The sequence below is a fragment of the Longimicrobiaceae bacterium genome (assembly GCA_036375715.1).
GTDB lineage: Bacteria > Gemmatimonadota > Gemmatimonadetes > Longimicrobiales > Longimicrobiaceae > DASVBS01.
In genome coordinates, this window is sequence record DASVBS010000038.1 from 1 (window position 1) to 22,218 (window position 22,218).

A 22,218-nucleotide genomic window follows, 5' to 3' on the forward strand; every position below is an offset into this window, starting at 1 on the left:
CATGATGAGCGCCTACGGCACGCGGGACACCGCCATAGAGGCGATGCGGCTCGGCGCCTACGACTACATCTCGAAGCCCTTCAACGCCGAAGAAGTGCTCCTGACCATCCACAAAGCGCAGGAGCGAGAGACCCTGCGCCGGGAGGTGACGCGGCTGCGTGCGCGGATGGCCGGGATGCAGGGCTTCGACGAGGTCATTGGCCACTCCGCCGCTTTCCGCGAGGTGCTCGACCTGGCCGCCCGCGTGGCCCCCTATCCCACCACCGTGTTGATCACTGGCGAGAGCGGCAGCGGCAAGGAGGCAGTGGCGAGGGCGATCCACGCCTCCTCTCCGCGCCACGACGGCCCGTTCGTCGGCGTGAACTGCGGCGCAATCCCAGAGAACCTGCTCGAATCCGAGTTGTTCGGGCACGAGAAGGGCGCCTTCACCGGGGCGGAGCGCGCGCGGGATGGGCTCTTCATGGAAGCGAATCGGGGCACGCTCTTCCTCGACGAGATCGGCGAGCTTCCCCTGGCCCTGCAGGTGAAACTGCTGCGGGCGCTGCAGGAGCGCACCATCCGTCCGGTGGGCGGGGCGCAGGAGCGAGAGGTGGACGTGCGCGTGCTGGCGGCCACCTCGCGCGACCTGGTGCAGGAGGTGGAGGACGGACGCTTCCGGGAGGACCTCTTCTATCGCATCAACGTCATCCACCTGCACCTGCCGCCGCTGCGCACCCGGCCCGAAGACATCGCGCCGCTCGCCGAGCATTTCCTGCGGCGCCATGGCAGGCGGCTGGGAATCGATCCCAAGCCCCTCTCCTCGGAGATCGTGAGCGTGCTGGCGCGATACTCCTGGCCAGGGAACGTGCGCGAGCTGGAGAACGTGATCGAGCGGGGGCTGGTCCTCTCCGGGGGCGAGCTGCGCGAAGAGCATCTCCCTCCGCACGTGCGCACCGCCACGCCACAATTCAACCTCCCCGCGGACGAGGACGACCTCTCCGTCAAGCGCAGGCTGCCGGCCCTGGAGCGGGAGCTGATCGCCCGTGCCCTGGAGCGCACCGGGGGCAATCGCACCCGCGCTTCAGAGCTCCTCGACCTCTCCACTCGTGCCCTCACCTACAAAATTCAAGAGTACGGTCTCGACTGAGACCGCTCGTATTGCGCCGTAACATCCCACCCGACATCGTGGCCTCCGCCAGCTGAAGCGCGAGGGCCACCGGTCGCCTCGCGCCGGCTCCCCACACGCGAGGTGGCGATGTTCGATCCACTCGATCGCTCGGGCTACACCCTCGTCGAGCTCGTCGTCCTGCTCGTTCTCACCGCCCTGCTGAGCTCGCTGGCGGTTCCCTCCTTCTCCCGCACGATCTCCTCGTTCCGCACCCGCGCGGCGCTCGCTCGCCTGGCGGGTGACCTGTACCTCGCACGGGCGATGGCGCTCGAGAGCGGGCAGACCATCACGCTGCGCTTCGAGCCGCCGAGTGGCTGCGCGCGCCGCTACGAGATCGTCGACGCGGAGGGCACGGTGCGGAAACAGGTGAGCAGCGATCTGGCGGACAGCGGGGTCTGTCTGGAGAGCAATGTCGAACGGCCGATCCGGGTGGACGGGCGTGGGCTACTGGTGGGCTCGCCGCGGACGATCCGGGCGCGACGAGGTTCGCTGACCGATTCGATGACCATATCCATGGTGGGCCGGATCTATCGCTGGTGAAGGGCTAAAGTTTTCGGAACTTGCGACCGTCCCGCCTGCCTGGTCGGAAGTTTTTTCCAATTCAGGAAGATCCTGCCGATCCGCAGGAGGGGCATGGCGGACAAAAAGCGGCGCAAACAGGTGGTTTTCGCCCGGGCACGTGACTTTCCAATGCCTGGCGGTCATGAAAACCACACTTGCGCGAGTTCGGAACAACGGCGGGTTCACGCTGATCGAGCTCGTCGTCGTGTTGATGCTGATGGGCATCGTGGCGGCCCTCGCCGAGCCCTCGATGACCGAGTACCTGAACCGGAGCAGGACGCGGCGGGCGCTCGACCGGATTACCGGCGACATCCTGATGACGCGGATGCTGGCGGTGCGCTCGGGGCAGGCGGCGGTGCTCGAGATGACCGGCCCCTCTACCTACCGGATCTGGGTGGACGGTGATCCGGCGGACACCGTAAAAACGGTCTCCCTTTCGTCGGATTACGCGGGCGTGACCGTGCAGCCGCCCACTGCCGATGGGCGACTCACCTTCAACGGCCGGGGGCTCCTGGTCGATCCGGGAACGGGGCAGATGATCGCACGCCTCGGGCGAGGGGCGGACACCCTGAAGATCACGGCTGCGGGGAGGGTCTACCGTGCCTACTGAGAAGCGGATGCAGGCGGAGGGAGGCTTCACCCTGATCGAGGTGCTGGCGGCGATGCTGGTGCTGGCTATCGGGCTGATGGGGCTGCAGGCGCTGGGCATCGGAGCGGCCCGTTCCATCGTTCGGGCAGACTTCCAGAGCGAGGCCGCGGCCGCGGCGACGACGGCGATGGAGGCGCGACAGCAGTCCATTCGCGCCAATCCGGGCGCGGTGGCCACCGGTGAGAGCTGTGATAGCGATCCGGTAAACGAGGTGTCCGTCTGTGTGCGAGTGGAGACTCGGACTGGTGCCCCCTCTCTCCCGGTGGGAACGGCGCGGGTCACGGTCCGGGCGATCCACCCACGCCTGCCGCAAGACACCTTCACCGTTACCTCATACGTCTATGACCCCGGACTCCCGTGACCCGCGGCGCCCGGACGGGCGCGCGGGCTTCACGCTCATCGAGATCCTGGTCGCGCTGATCATCAGCGGCATCGTGGTCAGCGCGATCTTCCAGCTGCTGCAGGGGAACAGTCGCTTCGTCGAACGGCAGTCCGCGCGCGAGGAGGTGCAGCAGAACGCACGCGCGGCGCTGGACCTGATCGCGGGGGATCTACGTGCGGTGCCGCCCGGCGGGATCGTGGAGATGCAACCCGACCGCATCCGGGTGCTGCAGCCGCGCGCGTGGGGTGTGCTCTGCAACACCGTCAAGCCCGCGACCGTCACCGCCTGGGTGCTGTTCCCGGCGAACGTGGTACCCGATGAGACCTTTTTCGGCCGCCCGCATTGGGGCATCGGCATCGAGCAGACCACCGACCCGCTGGTGCACACCGGCGCCTACCGCTTCATCGCCGGACCGACCCGCGATACATCGGCCGATCTCTGTGGCGCCGTTCAGCCGCAGGCCTCAGCGGATCGTGTGCGGCTCGGCTTCATCACCCCGGGACCTCCTTTCACCCTCGGCGACTCCGTGCCGGCCGGCACGCAGGTCATGCTCTTCGAGGAGATCCGTTACGACGTGGCCCCCAGTGGCAGCGGAGGCGTTCCGGGAACATGGATCCGCCGCATGATCGGCTACTCGGGAGCTGCTCCCAACATGCAGCCCATGGCGGGGCCGGTCCCCGACGAGGGCGCGCTCCAGTTCACCTACCTGCAGGCCGACGGGGTCACGCCGGCGCTCACCCCGGATCAGGTCCGGCAGATCGGTATTCGCGTGGTCACCGAGAGCCGCACCCGCGCCGCGCAGGGAGGCACGCTGCGACCCGAGCAGGTGGATACGGCGGCCACCACCGTATACCTGCGGAACACCCCATGAAAACCATGTGGAAGACAGTCGATTTCGGTCGCCCGCTGCGGGACGAGAGCGGCGTGGCCCTGCCGCTCGCGCTCGTCGGGCTCGTTTCCGTCACCCTTCTGGTCACCACTGCGCTGATCACCTCCTCGACCGAGCTGGCGATCAGCAATGCGCACCAGGGGGCGACCGAATCCCTCTACGCCGCCGAAGGGGGCGTGCAGGCGTATGTGGCCGAGGCGGGAACGATCCTCTCGCAAGTGGCGGGAAGTCCGCCGTTCGAGTACACCCCGAACGGGGCGGAGCCGGTGCGCATCTCCGTGACCCACCTGGGCAATCGGATGGCCGAGGATTCGTCTCTGCTGCGGCTGTTCACCGTGCAGGCGACGCCGGTCAGCGGCGTGGGTAGGACCGTGGCGGCGATCGTCACGCAGGTCCTTCCACCGCCCGTCCCCTTGCAGACTAACATCACCTCGGCGCTCACGCTCGGAGGCAACCTCGACGTCGACGGAAACGCCTTCTGGGTGAGCGGCCGATCGGAGGATCCCTCCTGCGGCGAGGGTGTGGAGGCCGTGCGGATGTCCAACGAGTCCACGATCGACGTCAAGCCCCAGCACGTGGACAACTTCGTGGGCGTTGATGACGCAGGGAATTTCGTGGAGGGCTACGCGGCCATCGACCAGACCGAGCTCACGCGGGCGGAGCTCGCGCTCGACGTCATGGGCGGAATGACCCTCCAGCAGCTGATCGCCCTCGTCCCGCCGCAGAACCGCTGGGGTCCGCGCTTCTCTCCGCCGGGTGGTCCCGTGCGTGAGTTCTCCGGCTATGTCACGGAGGCCGAGGGAGTGGCGGTGGTCGACGGCGATGGCGGGACGGTGTTGCTGGAGGGGGGGAAGGGGTTGCTGATCATCGTGAACGGAAACCTGGAGATGGCCGGCAACGCGACCTTCGACGGCATCATCATCGTCGAGGGAAGCTTCTGGCTGCACGGTACGCCGCAGGTGACCGGGGCGTTGATCAGCCTCTCCATCGACGCCGAGAACCTCATCGAGCTGGATGAGGAGGCCGGACTCAGCGGCAACGTGACCATCCAGTACGACCGCTGCCAGATCAACGAAGCCGCGCAGAGATTCGGCGAGCTGACCCAGCAGTCGCTCACGCCCACGGTCGGCGCGACCTATGGGTGGCAGGAAGTAACGCGGTGAAACTGAAGAGTGCTCGCGAGCGACCGATAATCCCTTTCGTGGGCGCCGGACGGCGCCGAACAGAGGGCAGAACGAACCGGGCCGATGGCGAGCTCCGCCGACTCGGCAACCAGACCTTCACCGCTCGTATGATCTCATTCCTCCGTCGCAATCGCACCACGATCGGGCTCGACATCGGCAGCTCCTTCGTGAAGGCGGCTGTCGTCGACCACTCCGGGAGCGAGCCGGAGCTGACGCGGATCGCCTATCTCCCGCTGGTGGCCGACGCGATCGTGGAGGGCGAGATCATGGACCCCCCGCTGGTGGCAGACACGATTCGCGCGGTGGTGGACTCGCTGGGAGTCACACCCAAGCACGTGGTCACGGCGGTCGGCGGCCGCGACATCATGATCAAGAAGATCCAGATGGATCGCATGGCCGTGGACGACGCTCGTGAGGTGATCCGGTGGGAGGCCGAGCAGTACGTCCCCTTCGACATGTCCAGCGTTCAGCTCGACTTCCAGGTGCTCGACCCGGACGCGGACGGCCTGCAGATGAACGTGCTCCTGGTGGCCGCCAAGCGGGAGTTGGTCGACCAGCGGATGATGCTGCTGGAGGACGCCGGGCTGTCCGCGAGCGTCGTCGACGTGGATGCCTTCGCCCTCCACAACGCCTTCGGGCACAACTACCCGCAGGCGGATCGCGGTATGGTCGCGCTGGTCAACGTGGGGCACGAGATCTCGACCATCCTGATCCAGCAGGAGGGGGTGCCGGTCGTCAACCGCGACGTGCCGTTCGGAACGCGCCACATCCGCGAGGAGCTGCGGCGGATGCAGGGAATGTCCGCCGAAGAGGCCGACGCGGTGCTGCTGGGGCAATCGAGCCGCCTGCCCGAGTGCCTCCCGCTGCTGAGCGAGCGCTGCGAGGACCTGGCGATGGGGATCGAGCGCGCCCTCGCCTTCCTGGCCGTGGACGGTTTCGACGGGAGTGGCGTGGGGACGATCTATCTCTCCGGCGGCGGGGCACGCATTCCCCGCCTCAGCGACGTCATTGCCGAGCGACTGCGCGCTCGGGTGGAGATCGCCAATCCGCTCCAGCGCCTGCGAGTGCATCCCGACGCCAGCGCCCAGGTTCCGACCGACGAGCTCGCGCCGATGCTGATGCTCCCGATCGGTCTCGCCCTTCGCACCGCCGCCTGACCATGAGCGCCGTCATCGAGATCAATCTGGTTCCCGGCGCCGATCGTCGACGCTCCGGCGGCGGTCGGAAGGCAAGCCTGGGGCTCAAGCTGCCCGCCATCCCGTCGATCGGTGGGGAATCGAAGGTCCCGCTGTACGCCGCGGGGGGCGTGCTCCTGCTGCTGGCGGCCATCTACGCCCTGTGGAGCGTGAGCGCCCGTCGCGCCGAGCTGCAGGCGCTGGTCGACGCCGAGGTGCGGGATTCCACCCGCTTCGCCAGCACCATCGAGCTGGTGAACACGCTGCAGGCGCGCCAGGACACGATCCAGCTGAAGATCGGGATCATCCGCGAGGTCGATCAGCGCCGCTACGTCTGGCCGCACCTCCTGGATGAAATCAGCAAGGCGGTGCCCGCATACACCTGGCTCAGCGGCATCAGCGCGATGCCGCCCGCCGACTCGCTGGACACCGCGCCCGGAATCGCCATCCAGGGCAACGCCGGATCGACGCAGGCGCTCACCCGCTTCATGAAGAACCTGGAGAGCTCCGGCTTCATCCGGGACGTGACGCTGGTCACCAGCGAGCAGACCGAGATGGAGGGTCGCTCGGTGCACAAGTTCAGCCTCGAAGCCCGCTACGAGACGCCGGATCCGGGTCTGATCGAGATGCTGCCGGTCATCGTCATCAACGCCGAGGAGTGACCATGGATCCGCAGGTGCGACAGAAGCTGCTGCTGGCGGGCCTGGTCGTGGTGCTTGGAGGCTATTTCGGCTACACCAAGGTCTACCAGCCGAAACGCGAGGAGGTGGCCGCGCTCGAGGCCCGGCTGGACAACCTCCGGATACAGAACCAGACCGCCAAGGCGCTCACCGACGCTCAGGGACGCGGCGAGGTCGAGAGGCAACTGGAGGCGTACCGGACACAGCTCACCACGGTGGAGGGGCTCATCCCGTCTTCCGAGGAGCTTCCCGATCTCCTGGATGCCATCTCGGCCGAGGCACAGCGCACCGGGGTCGAGCTGGCGCTGATCCAGCCGGTCGGCGCGACCGCGGAGCCGTTCTATACGCGCCGCAGCTACGACCTGGAAGTGCTCGGGACATACCACGCCATCGCGGCCTTCCTGACCGAGATCGCCTCGTTGCCGCGAATCGTGACCCCCACCGGGTTGGCGCTGACGGTGGATGGGGAACAGGCGCCGGGAGAGGCGCCGAAGCTCGCGGCGAAGTTCGCCATTGAAACCTATGTGCTCCCGAGCGCGGCAGCGGACGATACTCCCCATGAACAGTAAGCGCGTCTGTTTCGCGGTGCTTGCCGCCGCGCTGTTCGCCGTTCCCGGCCGGGCCGAAGCCCAGGCAGCAGATTCGGCCATCGTCTACGAGCGCGAAGTATTCGAGTACTCGCGCGGCGGACGTGCCGACCCGTTTCGATCGCTGCTCGACGACGCGGAACTGGGGGTCCGGCTCGAGGACCTGACGCTCCAGGGAGTCATGGTCGGGGCGGAGCCCGGTCAGTCGGTCGCCGTCCTCTCCCGGGCCGGTAGCGCGACACCGCTGCGGGTGCAGGTCGGAGATCGGATTGGTGGGATTCGCATCCTGTCGATCGGACAGCACAGCGTCGAGGTGCTCGTGGAAGAATTCGGCGTTGCCCGTCGAGGGACGCTCGAGCTGAAGTCCGTCACCCAGAAAGGCATATCATGACCACGCGTTCGTGGGGGCTCCTCCTTCTGACCCCTTTCCTGCTCGCAGCGGTCCCGCACCAGAACCCGGAACCCGTCCGCGTGACCGGGCTCAGCCTCGCGCCCGCGGAGGGCGAGGCGGAGCTGGTGGTCGCCACGCGCGGTGGGCCGGTGCGCTGGTCGGACTTCACCCTGGAGAATCCCTTCCGGGTGGTGCTCGACATCGAAGGTGCCCGCAGCGACCTCGCTCAGGCCAGCTTCGACAACATCGATCGCGCCGCGATCGCCTCCGTGCGCACGAGTCAGTACAGTGCCGACGTCGTACGGGTGGTGGTCGACCTCGAGCGTCCGGTCCGGTACAGCGTAACGAGCGACGTCGAGGGGTTGAGGGTGCGCCTCGCCGTGGCGGAAGCCTTCGCGCCCTGGTCGTCGGGCAGCAACGGATCGTACGCGGCGAGCGTCCGTACCGAGCTGCCACAGGGCAGGGCGCCGGAGCCACTGCCGGTTCAGGCGCAGCAGGCACCCATCACGGTGAACTTCCAGGAAGCGGATATCCGCGACGTGCTCGCGAGCTTTGCCGAGTTTACCGGCCGGTCGATCGTGCCCGGCAGCGGGGTGGAGGGTAAGGTGACGGCGAGCATTCGCGAGCAGCCGTGGGACGTGGCCTTGCAGACCATCCTCGGCGCCTATGGTCTGGCCGCGCAGGAGATGCCGAGCGGGATCATTCAGGTGGATAGGCTCGAGAACCTGCAGGCGCGGATGACCCAGGAGCCGGTGGCCACCCGCACCTTCCGGATCAACTACGTCCCCGTTCAGGAGATCCAGGAAAGCCTGCAGTCGTTGACCTCGGAGCGGGGCAAGATCTCGTTCAACTCGACGACCAACACGCTGATCGTCACCGACGTGCCGTCCGTTCTGGAGCGGATCGACCAGATGGTCCAGCAGCTGGACGTGCGCACGCCTCAGGTGACCATCGAGGCCAAGATCGTCTTCGTCAACCGGACGCAGGCCGAAGAGCTCGGGATCATCTACGACCTGAAGGACTCGCGCGGGAACTCTCTGAACCGGATCCACCCGGCGCCCGACCCGCAGGATCCGACCCAGTCGACGCACGACAACCTCGTCCTCCTGAGCGGTAACTCGATCGCCGCACTGGGGAACGCGAATTCGCGCGTGCAGGGCCCGCAGCTCGAGACGTTGGTCTCGCTGGTGCTCGGCCGCTTCACGCTGGTGAGCTTCCTGGAGGCGCTCCAGCTCGCCGAGCTCTCGGACGTGCAGGCGGCGCCCGTGGTGACGACGCTGGACAACCAGCAAGCGGAGATCTGGGTGGGTGAGCGGACGCCGATCCGCGTGGTCGACCTCGCTTCTACCGGCGCGGCCGGCGGGGGCGGTGGCGGGACGACGGTGACCGCGCCGCGCGCGACCGCCGAGCTGGTGGACACCGGCATCCGCCTGAGGGTAACGCCGCATATCACGGCCGACCGGCGCATCCTGATGGAGATGCACGCGGAGCGCTCCAGTGCGCAGCTCGCCGCGACCGACATCGGCGTCATCTTCCAGACCCAGCAGGGAGAGACCCGGGTCATGGTCAACGACGGCGAAACCGCGGTGATCGGCGGTCTCACCGTCACCGAGGTGACCAATACGCAGTCGGGCATCCCCTATCTGATGAACATCCCGTTTATCGGGCGTCTGTTCCGCACCGAGCGTAAGCGCGAGCAGAAGCGGGACCTGCTGATCATGGTGACGCCCCACATCGTCGACGACGCGTCGCTCGCCCAGCTCTGAGATCCATGACAATCCGACTCAACCGTGAGGGCCGCTCCGGAGCGGCCCTCCTGGCGATCCTCGTCCTTGCCTCGGGACTGACAGCCTGCGATCCGGACTCCAATGCGTGGTCGGATCTGCCCACCGGCGGTCGCGACACGGTCAACGATGACAGAGCGCCGAACGTGTCGATCGTGGCCCCCGACTCCACGGGAAGGGTGGCCGTCGGTGACTCCATATTGATCCGGGTCGAGGTCTCCGACAACGCAGGGATCGACTCGGTTCGCCTCTCCGGTTTCTCCCTCCGGGGGAGCTCCGAGCTCGGCACGCTGCGTCAGGTCGAGCGCTTCGAGTCGAAGATCGTCGACCTGAGCACTCTGTCCGAGGCGGTGACGGATACCACCATCGCCCGGTACCTGGTCGCAACCTCGGACTCGCTCCCGGAGGATGGCGTCTATCTGACGGCTACGGTCCGGGACATCGGAGGGAATGTTCGGGCGGACACGGTGCGGATCTCAATCGGCGGGCCGCGCCTTCAGGTGCTCTCGCCGGGCCTGGGGAGCACGGTCCGGGCGGGGGCGGTGCTTACCGTGCAACTGTTCGCCGCCGACAGCGTGCAGCGAATCCAGACGGTCGGAGTGCGCTTGGCTGGAGAAGGGATCGATCTCCGGGAGGAACTGGAGCTCGATCCTCCGCTCGCACGCGTGGACACGGTGCTGCAGATCGAGGTACCGGTCGATGCGCCGGAGGAGGTGGAACTTCAGGCCTACGCGCAGACGGCGACGAACGACTCCACCCTCACGACGCCGCTGCAGATCAGCGTGTCGCCGGCTGGCGGAGACGACACGCCTCCGCAGGTCAGGTTCACCGTGTCGGCTGCCTCCCGAAAGGAGATGGACGACACGATCACGGTGCGCGTGAGCGCCGTCGACAGCTCCCGAGTGGAGCGGGTCGGTGTCAGCGTGCTCCCGTCGCTGCGGCTACCTTCCTCTACGGATACCCTTTCCGTCCAGACGTTCGAGCTCGCGGGGGATTCGGCCGAGTTCCGGATTGCGTTGAGCGACCTGGGCGCAGTCGAGCCGGAGGACACCTCGTACGTCATGCGTCTCGAGGTTACCGCGTTCGCCGTCGACACGGCTGGAAACTGTGCGACGGCTACCATACCGGCCACTCAGCTGGCGCAGGCCTGCTCACCGGAGTCGCCCGAGTCGGGTGAGGACGTGGCGGCTCCTGGCCCGGGTGCCCGTGTAGACATCGTCATCGTCCGCGGCGCCACCACGGGGTTGTCCGGCAGCGGCAACCACCTCGTCGACCTGGTGGCGGACAGGGCTGGCCGGAAGCTGTACGTGTCGAATCTCAGCCGCAATCGGGTCGAAGTGCTCCCGTTCGGAGCGACCTCCTTCGCGACCCCGGTGAGCGTGGGCTCGGAGCCATGGGGACTCGCGCTGGGACGCTCGGGGGACACCATGTTCGTGGCCAACAGTGGAGGCACGAACATCTCCGTGATTCCGCTCGGCGGTGGCTCGCTCAAAGAGACCGCGCGGATCCACACGTCGAACCTCCGGCTTTACGCCTTCGAGTACGACATCGAGACCGACTCGGTCAGCACGCTCACCGAACACGATTACTCCGACCGCCCGCAGTTCCTGGCGCAGTCCGCCAACGGGCAGCTGCTGTACTCCACCAAGCCCACGCCGGCGGCCGCGGACGGCACGATTCGCATCTTCGACGCCAGCCGTGACACCACGCAGGGGTACAACCGCGGCTCGGAGATCATGATCTGGTACGCCCGCGACGGGAAGTCGGCCGGAAAGGGTGTGGTGGTGAACGCGCTCGAGGTGGACCTGGACGATCACCAATTGATCGTGTGGCCGCGGCGGCTGAAAAAGGGCACCACGGATCCCACTCCGATCATGGGTTTCCCCACCGACGTGGCGGCGCAGCTCGCGGTCATGGCGGCGAACGGCGAGACCGACACCCGAGTGGAGTTCTACGTCGACATCGCCGACGTGGGGCTTACCGACACCACCTTCGTGGCCACGAGCGCCGATCACGAGTTCGTCGCGTTCGGCGAGGGTGCGAGGAACCCCGGGCGGGTGTTCCTGGTGAGCTGGCTGGGAGACGAGTTCGGCGGCTCCACCACCGACACGGACGACCTGGTCGGCAACGCAGCGGAGCGCGTGGTCGGGCTGGCGCTCAACGGGGACGGGACCCTGGGCGTCGCCCGCGGGCAGCAATCGTACTTCTTCAACCAATCGCTGCGACTGCAGGGCACCGTTTCCACCGGAACGCCCTCCGGCGGGGTGGCACTGCACCCGGCGAACGTGAGCTACCCCTCGCTCAGGGATGACCAGCGAGCTTTCGTTTCGGGGGTCGACGAGGAGGGGAATGCCTACGTGGACGTGGTCGACACCTACTCCTTCCGCAGGATCCGCCGGATCCCCATCCGGGAGCCGATCACCGGCGCGATGACCGTTGTAGAAGTGGGAAGCGGTGACCCCGACTACGGTCAGTACGCGCTGAGATTGTTCGGCATCACGGACGGTGGCGTGGTCGAGATCGGGCTTTCCGAGGACGACCTCAAGTGACCTCGTAGGTCGACCGGCGCGGCTGGTTTCGTGACCGGGGAAGCATCCGGGGGTCTGGCGTGCGCCGGGCCCCCGTGTTTCTTTTAGGCGTGCCATTCGATACCTATCGGTTACAATCGACCTATGGGTAGCGAACAAACACCTATCGGTAGCCAACGCTAGCAAACACGAGTCGATACTACACAGGACTACTCAAGGCCGGTCAGCTAGCACCCGAGATTTCGGGTCGTCCAGGGAGCACCGAAGGTCACCGCCACGCAGATCCTCCGGATTTCCGGGATCTCCAGAGAGATAATCGTTTTCCAGAGCATGTTTCGTTTCACGACCGCGGGCGAGTCACACGGACCCGCGTTGACCACTATTGTCGAAGGGGTCCCTGCCGGGCTCCCGCTGCGGGCCGAGGAGATCGATGTCGATCTGCGGCGCCGCCAGGGCGGATATGGCCGCGGTGGCCGCATGCGCATCGAATCCGACCGGGCGGAGATCCTCTCCGGGGTGCGCCTGGGCGAGACGCTGGGCTCGCCCATCACCCTGCAGGTGAGGAACCGCGACTGGGAGAACTGGACCGTGGCGATGTCGCGGGAGCCGCTCGAGGAGGAGCGGAGCGACGAGGATCTGCGCCGTGTGGTGCAGCCGCGGCCCGGCCACGCCGACCTCGTGGGCGTACTCAAGTATCGCCGCCACGACGCGCGGGACATCCTAGAGCGGGCGAGCGCGCGGGAGACGACGGTGCGCGTGGCGGCGGGGGCGGTCGCCAGGCGGTTGCTCGCGGAGCTCGGCGTGACGATCGGCAGCCACGTGGTATCGCTGGGCGGAATCGTGGCGCGTCCGCCAGAGGAGTTGCCCGAGGACATCAACGCCGTCTCCGATCGTTCGCCGGTGCGCTGCCTCGACGAGGAGGCGGAGGGGCGCATGATCGACGCAATCGACGCGGCGAAGCGTGACGGTGACACCCTGGGCGGAGTCTTCGAGGTGGTTGCGCGCGGGGTGCCGGTCGGGCTGGGCTCGCACGTCTCCTGGGATCGGAAGCTGGATGGCCGCTTGGCGGGCGCCCTGATGTCGATCCAGGCGATCAAGGGGGTGGAGATCGGTTTGGGCTTCGGAGCGGCGGCGCTACCGGGCTCGCGTGTGCACGACGAGATCACCTTCGAGAAGGACTACAAGCTGGGCGGAGGATATGGCCGCACCCGTAACCACGCCGGCGGGCTCGAGGGCGGAATCACCACGGGGCAGCCCATCGTCTGCCGGGTGGCGATGAAGCCGATCTCGACCCTGATGCGGCCGCTGCGGACGGTGGACCTGCGCACTGGCGAGCCGGTGGAGGCCGTCCGTGAGCGGTCCGACGTTTGCGCCCTCCCGGCGGCCGGGGTGGTGGGAGAGGCGATGGTTGCGATCGTGCTCGCGCAGGCGGTGCTGGAAAAGTTCGGCGGAGACTCGCTGGCAGAGCTGCGGGAGCGGTGGGAGGCACACGTGGAGGGGTTGGGCAGCCATCTCGCGCGGGGTTGAGGTGGGGGAAAGGATCGAGCGGGTGCTGCTCTGGGGCTTCATGGCCTCGGGGAAGACTGCGGTCGGGGCGGAGCTCGCCCGGCGGCTCGGGTGGGCGCACGTGGATCTGGACGAGGTGATCGTGCGCGGGGCGGGGAAGCCGATCGCGCGGATCTTCAGGGAAGAAGGCGAGGATCGGTTCCGCTCCCTCGAGGCCGAGCTGTCGCGCGAGCTGCTCGCGCAGCGGCAGACCGTGCTTTCCCCCGGCGGCGGCTGGGTAACCCACAGCGGGCTCGTGGAGCGGCTCCCCGCGGGTACGCTGACCGTCTGGCTACAGGTTTCTCCCGCGACCGCGCTGGAGCGCGTGCGGGCCAATCCGGACGGGCCGGAGCGACCGCTGCTGGCGTCGCCGGATCCTCTGGGCCGCATTCGCGACCTCCTGGCGGCCCGCGAGCCGCTGTACGCACGCGCCGCCCACGCCATCCCCACCGATTCCCGCAGCATCGATAGTATCGTCGACGAGATCGAAGCGCTGGTGCGCTCGAATCTCTCCGTATTCGAGAGGCAAACCGTGAATTCCGATGGCTAGGACGGCCCGAAAGTCCAATGGCTCCGGCAACCGCAACGGTGCGAGGAAACTCGTCGTCGTCGAGTCGCCGACCAAGGCGCGCACCATTCGCGCTTTCCTCCCGCCGGGCTACCGGGTCGCTGCCTCGATGGGGCACGTTCGCGATCTGCCCGAGTCGGCCAGTGACATCCCGAGCGCGTACAAAGGAAAGGAGTGGGCGCGCCTGGGCGTGGATGTGGAGCACGGCTTCCGGCCGCTCTACATCATCCCGGGGGCCAAGAAGAAGGTGGTCAGCGAGCTGCGCGCCCTGCTGAAGGAGGCGGACGAGCTGATCCTCGCCACCGACGAAGATCGCGAGGGGGAGAGCATCGGCTGGCACCTCCTCGAGGTGCTCAACCCGCGCGTCCCGGTCTCCCGCATCGTCTTCCACGAGATTACCCCCGAGGCGATCCGCGGGGCATTGGAGAACCCTCGCGGCGTCGACGAGAACCTGGTCCGGGCCCAGGAGACACGCCGGATTCTCGATCGGCTGGTGGGGTACACCCTCTCGCCGCTGCTGTGGAAGAAGATCGCCACCGGGCTCTCGGCAGGGCGGGTTCAGTCCGTGGCGGTGCGGCTGCTCGTGCAGCGGGAACGGGAGAGGCGCGCGTTCCGCTCGGGCACGTACTGGGACCTCAAGGCACACCTCGCCAAGCGGACCGAGCCCTTCACCGCCCAGTTGGTGAGCGTCGGCGGCCGGCGGGTGGCGTCCGGCAAGGACTTCGACGAGAACACGGGGCAGCTCAAGGACCCCTCCGCGGTAGTCCTGCTGGGGGACGAAGAGGCGAAGGCACTTCGCGACCGGCTGCGGGAGGCCGCGTGGCGGGTCGCGGAAGTGGAGGAGAAGCCCTCCGTTCGGAGGCCGGCGCCCCCCTTCACCACCTCCACGCTGCAGCAGGAGGCCAACCGCAAGCTGCGCTTGTCCGCGCGGGACACGATGCGCATCGCCCAGCGGCTGTACGAGGAGGGGTACATCACCTACATGCGGACCGACTCGGTGCACCTTTCGCAGCAGGCGATCGACGCCGCGCGGGGTCGGATCCGGTCGCTGTACGGGGAGACCTACCTCAGCCCCAAGCCGCGTCAGTTCGAGACCCGCTCCAAGGGCGCGCAGGAAGCGCACGAGGCGATCCGTCCGGCGGGCACCGAGATGCGCACCGTCGAGGAGCTCGGCCTCACTGGCCGTGAGGCCGCCCTCTACGAGTTGATCTGGAAGCGCACGGTGGCCAGTCAGATGGCCGAGGCTCGCCTCACGCACACCACAGCGCGCATCGAAGCGGACGACACGGTGTTCCGGGCTTCCGGAAAGCGGATCGACTTTCCCGGGTTCTTCCGTGCCTACGTGGAGGGCTCCGACGATCCGGACGCGGCCCTGGAGGACCGCGAAGAGCCGTTGCCTGCGCTCAGCCGCGGAGACGAGCTCACGCTGCGGGAGCTCGAGGCCCTTTCACACACGACCCAGCCGCCCGCGCGGTACACCGAGGCCTCGCTCGTGCGCACGCTGGAGGCGGAGGGAATCGGCCGGCCGAGCACCTACGCCACCATCATCGGGACGATCATAGACCGGGGATACGTGGAGAAGAGCGGGACCCAGCTGATCCCCACCTTCACCGCCTTCGCGGTGACGAGCCTGCTGGAGAAGTATTTCCCCTCGCTGGTCGATACCCGCTTCACCGCCCGCATGGAGGAGCAGCTCGACGAAATCGCCGAGGGCGAAGCGCAGTGGCTCCCGTACCTCCAGGAGTTCTTCCTGGGGGAGGACGGGTTGGAGGCGCAGGTGCGGGCCGGGGAGGAGAGGATCGACCCGCGCGAGGCCTCTACTGTTGATCTCGATTCGCTGGGGGCGCGAGTACGCATCGGCCGGTTCGGCCCGTTCGTGGAGGTGTCCGATGGGAAGGAGACGGTCACGGCCTCGATCCCCGAAGGCATTGCGCCTGCGGACCTGGATGCGGAGCAGGTCGCCCAACTCGTCAAGGTGAAGACCGAGGGGCCGGACGTCCTGGGGCACGACCCGGCCACCGGGAAGCCGATCTTCCTCCTCTCCGGCCGTTTCGGCCCGTACGTGCAGCTCGGGGTTTCGGAGGACGGCGAAAAGCCACGCCGGGCATCCCTCCCCAAGGGAATGTCGCCCGAGCATGTGACGCTGGAGGATGCGGTGCGCCTCCTTTCGCTGCCGCGCACGCTCGGTAAGCATCCGGAAACCGGCAAGCCGGTGGAGGCCGGGATCGGCCGCTTCGGCCCCTTCGTGAAGCACGAAGACGATTTCCGCTCGTTGGATGCGGAAGACGACGTGTTCACCGTCGACCTTGCGCGTGCCCTGGAGTTGCTCGCTCAGCCGAAGGGTACGCGGAAAGGGCCGACCGTGATCCGGGAGCTCGGACCTCACCCTGAGGACCAGGAGCCGGTTGTGGTGTACGAGGGTCGGTACGGGCCCTACGTCAAACACGGGTCGGTGAACGCGTCGCTACCCAAGGGGAAATCGCCGCAGGAGCTCACCATGGAGGAGGCGGTGGAGCTGTTGCGGGAACGGGCGGCCAAGGGAGGTGGTAAGCGTGGGTCGCGGCGTGCGGCTGCGGCGAAAGCGGGCGCGGCGGCGAAGAAGAAGACGACCTCGGCGCGTGGCGCCGCAAAGAAGGCAGGAGCCAGGAGCGCCTCCAAGAAGACCGCCGCCAGCCGCACGAAAGGGAAGACCTGAGCAAGAGAAGCGAAAGGTAAGGCGTAGTCTGCGAATTCGAGCGGGAGAGCGGGAATGGCAGAAGTAACGGTCGTGGGTGGGGGGCTTTCGGGGTCGGAGGCGGCGTACCAACTGGCGGAGCGGGGTCACCAGGTGACCCTCTTCGAAATGCGTCCCGTTCGCTCCACACCGGCGCACCAGACCGACCGGCTGGCGGAGGTGGTCTGCACGAACTCCTTCAAGTCGGTCGACCCCACCAACGCGCACGGGTTGCTCAAGACAGAGATGCGGGCGTTGGGCTCGCTCCTCCTACGCGTCGCGGAGGAAGCGCGGGTGCCGGGCGGATCCGCGCTGGTCGTGGACCGGCGGGAGTTCGCCGACCGGATGACCGCGGCAATCGAAGCGCATCCGCGCATCCGGGTGGTGCGGGAGGAGGTGACGGAGCTACCCTCGGAGCCGGCCATTATCGCCACTGGGCCGCTGACTTCCGACAGTCTCTCCGAGGCGATCCGCACCGCGCTCGGCGCGGATGGGCTCGCTTTCTTCGACGCCATCGCCCCGATCGTCTCGTACGAATCGCTGAACCACGAGGTGGTGTTCGCCGCCTCGCGCTGGGGCAAGGGCGAGGGGGACGACTACCTGAACGCACCGCTCACCCGGGAGCAGTACGAGGCCTTTGTGGAGGCGCTCTCCTCGGCGGAGAGCTACGAGGGACACGACTGGGAGAACGTCCCCTACTTCGAGGGGTGCCTGCCGATCGAGGTGATGGCCGCGCGAGGGCCGGACACCCTGCGGTTCGGTCCGATGAAGCCGGTAGGACTCCCCGTGCCGAACTGGGGCGGAAAGCGGGCGTACGCGGTGTTGCAGCTTCGACGGGAGGACCGCGCCGGACAGATGTGGAACCTGGTCGGTTTCCAGACCCGCCTGAAGATCCCCGAGCAGCGGCGGGTCTTCCGCATGATCCCGGGACTGGAAGAGGCCGAGTTCCTGCGCTACGGGTCGATCCACCGTAATACCTACCTGAACTTCCCGGCGGCGCTGAGCGCGCACGGCTCGCTGCGCGATCGCCCGGACCTGATCTTCGCCGGGCAGCTCACCGGCGTGGAAGGCTACACCGAGTCGACCGCCGTGGGCATCCTCGCCGCGGTGAACCTGGACCGCATCGTGCGCGGCGACGAGCCGGTGGTACCGCCGCCCACGACCATGATCGGCGGGTTGATGCGTTATCTCCGCGAGGCAGATCCGGCGCAGTTCCAGCCCATGAACTCGAACTTTGGCCTCCTCGATCCGCTCGACGAGGAGATCCGGGACAAGCAGAGGCGCCGGCAGCGGCTTGCCGAGCGGGGGCAGGCGGACTTCGCCGCCTGGATGGAGCGGCACGGCATCCGCTCGGCGGAGCAGGTCGAGGCGGCTTGAGCACCTCGCCGCATGGGCGTCGGCGACGGGGAGTGGGGCCAGCCGCAGGCCGCACGGGGCGGGATCGTGCCTCTGCTGAGCGGTCGCCGGCAGCGGGCGCTGGGCGAGCGGCAAAAGGGGAAGCGGCCGGCAGCGAACCCCGCGAAGCCGCCGTGCTGCGCGAACACGACCGGGACGCGCACACCTTCCTCGAGCACATCGAACACGAGCGGCAGCTCTCCCCGCGCACCGTTCGCGCGTACGCGGACGACCTGGCTGAGCTGCAACAGTTCCTCACCACCTATTACGGCACGCCGGAGTGGACCTGGGGAGGAGTCGATCGGCTGGCGATCCGCTCCTTCATGGGTGACTGCGTGAGCCGGCGCGGCCTCTCCAAGCGGACGATCGCGCGCAAGCTCTCGGCGATCCGCACCTTCTTTCGCTTTCTGCACCTGGAAGAGCTGGTCGAGGCCAACCCCGCGCGCGCCGTGCGATCGCCTCGATTGGAGCGCACCCTGCCGGGCTTCCTCACCCGTGAGCAGGTGGAGCGGATCTTCGATATGGCCGAGGCGCGCGCCATGGAGGGGGATCCTGCCGCGGTTCGGAACCTCGCGATCGTCGAGCTGTTCTACTCGACCGGGATCCGGCTGTCCGAGCTGCAGCAACTCGATGTGGACGACGTCGATCTCGTCTCGGAACGCGTGCGGGTGCTGGGGAAGGGGAGGAAGGAGCGGATCGTGCCGATGGGGCGAAAGGCGGTCGCGGCGTTGCGGAAATACGAGCCGCGCCGCGAGGCGCTGCTGGCGATGGCCGAGCGCCCGGATCGACGGGCGTTGTTCGTGGGCCCGTCAGGGCGCCGCCTCTCCACGCGGGCGATTCAGAAGATCGTGAGCACTCTTCTCGATCGCGTCAGCGAGGATGCGGGGCTGTCGACCCACTCGCTGCGCCACAGCTTCGCCACCCATTTGATCGACGCGGGCGCCGACCTCCTGGCGGTGAAGGAACTGCTGGGACATTCGAGCCTGAGCACCACCCAGATCTACACCCACACCTCCCGCGAGCGCCTGCTGCGCGCATACCGCCAGGCGCACCCAAGAGCGTGAAGGGGACTCCGTTTCCACGCAGGAATACCAGCTACAGTGGGTTCGCAGGATCACGAACGTTGATGACAACAGACCATGAGAAGGCACGATGACTGAGCTCCGCTACCGCGCCACCACCATTCTCGCCGTGCGGCGGGAGGGGAAGGTGGCGCTGGGGGGAGACGGGCAGGTAACGCTCGGTGACACGGTGATGAAGGCCACGGCGCAGAAGGTGCGCAAGCTCAAGGACGGAAAAGTCCTGGCGGGCTTCGCGGGGTCGGTGGCCGACGCCTTCACACTCTTCGAGAAGTTCGAGGAGAAGCTGGAGCGCTTCCCCGGCAACCTCACGCGCGCCGCCGTGGAGCTGGCCAAGGAGTGGCGGTCGGATCGCTTCCTCCGCCGCCTCGAGGCACAGCTCGTCGTGGCGGACCGTGACGGACTATTCTTGATCTCCGGCAACGGCGACGTCATCCAGCCGGACGACGATGTCGTGGCCATCGGCTCGGGGGGTGGCTTCGCCTTGGCCGCCGCCCGCGCGCTCCGTGAGAGCACGAACCTCCCGGCCGCCGAAATCGTGCGCCGGGGGCTGCAGATCGCCGGGGAGATCTGCATCTATTCGAACCTCAACATCACCGTGCTCGAGCTCGATTGACAGCAGTCCGCGCGATAGCGCCGGCTCGAGCCGTAGCTGAGTCCAGAATGATGACGAATTCGCAGGCCGTGGAGCAACCGCCTCCGGAGGGAACGACTCCGGTGGAGGAGAGGGCGACGGCAGCCACGGACGAAGAGTGGTCGGGCGAGCTTACCCCGCGCCAGATCGTCGCCGAGCTCGACAAGTACATCGTCGGTCAGGATGCCGCCAAGAAGGCGGTGGCCATCGCCCTCCGCAACCGCTGGCGGCGTCAGCGCGTGAACGAGGAGCTGCGGGACGAGATCGTCCCCAACAACATCATCATGATCGGGCCCACCGGCGTGGGGAAAACGGAGATCGCCCGTCGCCTCGCCAAGCTTGCGGGTGCCCCGTTCGTGAAGGTAGAGGCCTCCAAGTTCACAGAGGTTGGCTACGTCGGCCGGGACGTGGAGTCGATGATCCGCGACCTGGTCGACGTGGCGATCAACATGGTGCGCAACGAGCGGGAGGAGGAGGTGCAGGGGCTGGCGGAGCAGCGCGCTGAGGAGCGCCTGCTCGATCTCCTGCTCCCTCCCGTCGAGGAGCCCCCCACGCCGGCGGGCGAAAGCAAAGGGCCGGAGCAGAGGGAGGAGCGTCCGCGTGCTTTTGTGGTCTCTCCCCACGGAGAGGTGAGCCCCGCGGACCTGAAGAGCGAGGGCGACGATGGCCCCGAATCGCTGAAGCAGCGGCACCGGAGGACGCGCGAGAAGCTCCGCACCCTCCTTCGCGAGGAGAAGCTCGAGGACCGCATGGTGGAGGTCGAGGTCCAGCAGTCACTCCCCCTGGAGAACATGATGATCCCCGCCGGCGGGATGGAGGGGATGGACTTCAACTTCGGGGAGATGCTCCAGGACCTCCTGCCGAAGAAGACCAAACGTCGGCAGGTGACCGTTGCCGAGGCGCGCCGCATCCTCATCCAGGACGAGCTGGACAAGCTGGTGAACCTGGACGAGGTGGTGGATGAGGCGCTGGACCGGGTCGAGGAGAACGGTATCGTCTTCCTCGACGAGATCGACAAGATCGCTGGGGAGCGCGCCACTACGGGACCGGACGTGTCGCGCGAAGGAGTGCAGCGCGACCTGCTCCCGATCGTGGAGGGTTCGACGGTGCAGACGAAGTACGGGATGATCCGAACCGATCACATCCTCTTCATCGCCGCCGGCGCGTTCCACGTCTCCAAGCCCTCCGATCTCATTCCCGAGCTGCAGGGGCGCTTCCCCATCCGGGTAGAGCTGAAGAACCTCACCGAGGATGACTTCGTGCGCATCCTGCAGGAGCCCAAGAACGCACTCCTTACCCAGTACCAGGCGCTGGTCGGGGCCGAGGGCGCCACTCTGTCCTTCACCGAGGACGGAGTGAAGGCAATTGCGAGGACGGCGGCAACGCTCAACGACCGCATGGAGAACATCGGCGCGCGGCGTCTGCACACGGTGCTCACCACGCTGCTCGAGGAGTTCCTGTTCGAGCTTCCGGACTCGGGGATCAAGGAGATCCGCATCGACGGCAGGACAGTGCAGGAACGGCTCAAGTCGATTGCCGAGGACGAGGACCTGAGGCGGTACATCCTCTAGGCGGACTCTGGAGCCCCAAGAGAACGCCCCCCGCCACCGGATTCAGGTGGCGGGGGGCTTGTATGCGTTGTCCGATTTCGATGCTGTTTCGCGTCGTCGCCGCCGGGCGCGATCGTCAGTCGGGGAACGTCACCGCGCGAGCGGCCTCCTCGGTCACCGGCTGGCCCGTCATGAGCTCGATCAGCGCGGTCATCTCAGCGCCCATCTCGTCCAGGCGGGTCAGCACCCCGAACACGTGGGCGTAGTCGAAGTAGAGCGCCACGGCGTCCTCGTGGGCCGGATGGTAGCGGATCACCGTCTCCTCCATGCGCTCGTGGAGGTCGGCGGCGACCGCCGCGACCGCCTTCCGCAGGGCACGCTGATCCGCGAGGGTCTGCACGCTGATCGCGGCGGCCAGCCGCGGCCGCAGCCGCTGCACATCCGCGAGAGCCTCCGAGGGGGCCGCTACCGAGCCGCCGGAAGGGCGCGAATGTTCCGCAATGAACATCTCCGCACCGGACTCCAGCGCTCGCAGCTCTTCGAAGTTGAAACTCAGGATCACAGTCGCCTCCTCGGCGTTGGCTCGAGCTACTGAATAGCAATCGCTGGGCCATGAACGGACCCTCCAAACCCTACGTACAATTATCGGACTTCGTTCCGATTGCGTCCCATCGAGGCAGCAAGGCGCCACCTTCGGGGCGGGCGCGTCACGAGCGCCCCTGTTGCGCCTGCCCCACATGGGCGGACAGGCGGCGACGGTAGGGTTGTGGGGGGATC

Annotated in this window: 20 protein-coding genes; 19 read left to right on the plus strand and 1 reads right to left on the minus strand. The window is 67.4% G+C overall.

Annotation, left to right across the window (positions count from 1 at the left end; translation table 11 throughout):
- The 19 genes from VF167_07850 to hslU form a co-directional block, all read left to right on the plus strand.
- The coding region (locus VF167_07850) for a sigma-54 dependent transcriptional regulator (GenBank protein HEX6925328.1) at positions 1-1,126 on the plus strand (1,126 nt) is incomplete at its 5' end.
- 108 nt (positions 1,127-1,234) lie between these two features.
- On the plus strand, positions 1,235-1,687 hold the full coding sequence (locus tag VF167_07855) for a GspH/FimT family pseudopilin (protein HEX6925329.1): 453 nt from the start codon (positions 1,235-1,237) through the stop codon (positions 1,685-1,687).
- Positions 1,688-1,850: 163 nt separating this feature from the next.
- On the plus strand, positions 1,851-2,318 hold the full coding sequence (locus tag VF167_07860; protein HEX6925330.1) for a GspH/FimT family pseudopilin: 468 nt from the start codon (positions 1,851-1,853) through the stop codon (positions 2,316-2,318).
- Positions 2,308-2,718 carry a prepilin-type N-terminal cleavage/methylation domain-containing protein gene (locus VF167_07865; GenBank protein HEX6925331.1) on the plus strand — a complete coding sequence of 137 codons (411 nt, stop codon included), beginning with the start codon at positions 2,308-2,310 and terminating at the stop codon, positions 2,716-2,718. The genes VF167_07860 and VF167_07865 overlap by 11 nt, the downstream gene beginning before the upstream one ends.
- Entirely contained in the window at positions 2,699-3,610 is a 912-nt protein-coding gene (locus tag VF167_07870; GenBank protein HEX6925332.1) for a type II secretion system protein, read from the plus strand. The genes VF167_07865 and VF167_07870 overlap by 20 nt, the downstream gene beginning before the upstream one ends.
- Before the next feature lie 5 nt (positions 3,611-3,615).
- Complete coding sequence (locus tag VF167_07875; GenBank protein ID HEX6925333.1) at positions 3,616-4,791, plus strand: pilus assembly PilX N-terminal domain-containing protein; 1,176 nt, start codon at positions 3,616-3,618, stop codon at positions 4,789-4,791.
- Between the two features lie 128 nt (positions 4,792-4,919).
- Positions 4,920-5,969 (plus strand): type IV pilus assembly protein PilM, encoded by a 1,050-nt coding sequence (pilM, locus tag VF167_07880; GenBank protein ID HEX6925334.1) that lies wholly within the window; start codon positions 4,920-4,922, stop codon positions 5,967-5,969.
- 2 nt (positions 5,970-5,971) lie between these two features.
- Positions 5,972-6,649, plus strand: coding sequence for a PilN domain-containing protein (locus VF167_07885; GenBank protein HEX6925335.1), 678 nt, complete (start codon positions 5,972-5,974; stop codon positions 6,647-6,649).
- Positions 6,650-6,651: 2 nt separating this feature from the next.
- On the plus strand, positions 6,652-7,236 hold the full coding sequence (pilO, locus tag VF167_07890) for a type 4a pilus biogenesis protein PilO (protein ID HEX6925336.1): 585 nt from the start codon (positions 6,652-6,654) through the stop codon (positions 7,234-7,236).
- Entirely contained in the window at positions 7,226-7,645 is a 420-nt protein-coding gene (locus VF167_07895) for a hypothetical protein (GenBank protein HEX6925337.1), read from the plus strand. The genes pilO and VF167_07895 overlap by 11 nt, the downstream gene beginning before the upstream one ends.
- On the plus strand, positions 7,642-9,411 hold the full coding sequence (locus VF167_07900; protein HEX6925338.1) for an AMIN domain-containing protein: 1,770 nt from the start codon (positions 7,642-7,644) through the stop codon (positions 9,409-9,411). The genes VF167_07895 and VF167_07900 overlap by 4 nt, the downstream gene beginning before the upstream one ends.
- Positions 9,412-9,416: 5 nt before the next feature.
- The gene (locus VF167_07905; GenBank protein HEX6925339.1) at positions 9,417-11,978 is read left to right on the plus strand and encodes a hypothetical protein; all 2,562 of its coding nucleotides are present in this window, start codon (positions 9,417-9,419) and stop codon (positions 11,976-11,978) included.
- A 309-nt stretch (positions 11,979-12,287) separates the two neighbouring features.
- Positions 12,288-13,484: a chorismate synthase gene (gene aroC, locus VF167_07910; protein HEX6925340.1), complete on the plus strand. Its 1,197-nt coding sequence runs from the start codon at positions 12,288-12,290 to the stop codon at positions 13,482-13,484.
- Position 13,485: 1 nt separating this feature from the next.
- Positions 13,486-14,052: a shikimate kinase gene (locus tag VF167_07915; protein ID HEX6925341.1), complete on the plus strand. Its 567-nt coding sequence runs from the start codon at positions 13,486-13,488 to the stop codon at positions 14,050-14,052.
- Positions 14,045-16,765: a type I DNA topoisomerase gene (gene topA / locus VF167_07920; protein ID HEX6925342.1), complete on the plus strand. Its 2,721-nt coding sequence runs from the start codon at positions 14,045-14,047 to the stop codon at positions 16,763-16,765. The genes VF167_07915 and topA overlap by 8 nt, the downstream gene beginning before the upstream one ends.
- A 54-nt stretch (positions 16,766-16,819) precedes the next feature.
- A complete protein-coding gene (gene trmFO, locus VF167_07925) occupies positions 16,820-18,160 on the plus strand; it encodes a methylenetetrahydrofolate--tRNA-(uracil(54)-C(5))-methyltransferase (FADH(2)-oxidizing) TrmFO (protein ID HEX6925343.1) in 1,341 nt (446 codons plus the stop codon).
- Between the two features lie 152 nt (positions 18,161-18,312).
- Positions 18,313-19,242, plus strand: coding sequence for a tyrosine recombinase XerC (locus VF167_07930; GenBank protein HEX6925344.1), 930 nt, complete (start codon positions 18,313-18,315; stop codon positions 19,240-19,242).
- Between the two features lie 88 nt (positions 19,243-19,330).
- Positions 19,331-19,873, plus strand: coding sequence for an ATP-dependent protease subunit HslV (gene hslV / locus VF167_07935; protein HEX6925345.1), 543 nt, complete (start codon positions 19,331-19,333; stop codon positions 19,871-19,873).
- A gap of 47 nt (positions 19,874-19,920) precedes the next feature.
- Positions 19,921-21,462: an ATP-dependent protease ATPase subunit HslU gene (hslU, locus tag VF167_07940; protein HEX6925346.1), complete on the plus strand. Its 1,542-nt coding sequence runs from the start codon at positions 19,921-19,923 to the stop codon at positions 21,460-21,462.
- A gap of 115 nt (positions 21,463-21,577) precedes the next feature.
- Here the strand turns inward: hslU and VF167_07945 are convergent, their stop codons facing one another.
- Positions 21,578-22,003, minus strand: coding sequence for a hypothetical protein (locus tag VF167_07945; GenBank protein HEX6925347.1), 426 nt, complete (start codon positions 22,001-22,003; stop codon positions 21,578-21,580).
- Positions 22,004-22,218 lie beyond the last annotated feature (215 nt).

What these genes read in the sequence shown, in the direction of transcription:
- VF167_07855 (HEX6925329.1), top strand. Translation starts at nt 1,235, where the DNA reads ATGTTCGATCCACTCGATCGCTCGGGCTACACCCTCGTCGAGCTCGTC.
- VF167_07860 (HEX6925330.1), top strand. Translation starts at nt 1,851, where the DNA reads ATGAAAACCACACTTGCGCGAGTTCGGAACAACGGCGGGTTCACGCTG.
- VF167_07870 (HEX6925332.1), top strand. Translation starts at nt 2,699, where the DNA reads ATGACCCCGGACTCCCGTGACCCGCGGCGCCCGGACGGGCGCGCGGGC.
- VF167_07875 (HEX6925333.1), top strand. Translation starts at nt 3,616, where the DNA reads ATGTGGAAGACAGTCGATTTCGGTCGCCCGCTGCGGGACGAGAGCGGC.
- pilM (HEX6925334.1), top strand. Translation starts at nt 4,920, where the DNA reads ATGATCTCATTCCTCCGTCGCAATCGCACCACGATCGGGCTCGACATC.
- VF167_07885 (HEX6925335.1), top strand. Translation starts at nt 5,972, where the DNA reads ATGAGCGCCGTCATCGAGATCAATCTGGTTCCCGGCGCCGATCGTCGA.
- pilO (HEX6925336.1), top strand. Translation starts at nt 6,652, where the DNA reads ATGGATCCGCAGGTGCGACAGAAGCTGCTGCTGGCGGGCCTGGTCGTG.
- VF167_07895 (HEX6925337.1), top strand. Translation starts at nt 7,226, where the DNA reads ATGAACAGTAAGCGCGTCTGTTTCGCGGTGCTTGCCGCCGCGCTGTTC.
- VF167_07900 (HEX6925338.1), top strand. Translation starts at nt 7,642, where the DNA reads ATGACCACGCGTTCGTGGGGGCTCCTCCTTCTGACCCCTTTCCTGCTC.
- VF167_07905 (HEX6925339.1), top strand. Translation starts at nt 9,417, where the DNA reads ATGACAATCCGACTCAACCGTGAGGGCCGCTCCGGAGCGGCCCTCCTG.
- aroC (HEX6925340.1), top strand. Translation starts at nt 12,288, where the DNA reads ATGTTTCGTTTCACGACCGCGGGCGAGTCACACGGACCCGCGTTGACC.
- topA (HEX6925342.1), top strand. Translation starts at nt 14,045, where the DNA reads ATGGCTAGGACGGCCCGAAAGTCCAATGGCTCCGGCAACCGCAACGGT.
- trmFO (HEX6925343.1), top strand. Translation starts at nt 16,820, where the DNA reads ATGGCAGAAGTAACGGTCGTGGGTGGGGGGCTTTCGGGGTCGGAGGCG.
- hslV (HEX6925345.1), top strand. Translation starts at nt 19,331, where the DNA reads ATGACTGAGCTCCGCTACCGCGCCACCACCATTCTCGCCGTGCGGCGG.
- hslU (HEX6925346.1), top strand. Translation starts at nt 19,921, where the DNA reads ATGATGACGAATTCGCAGGCCGTGGAGCAACCGCCTCCGGAGGGAACG.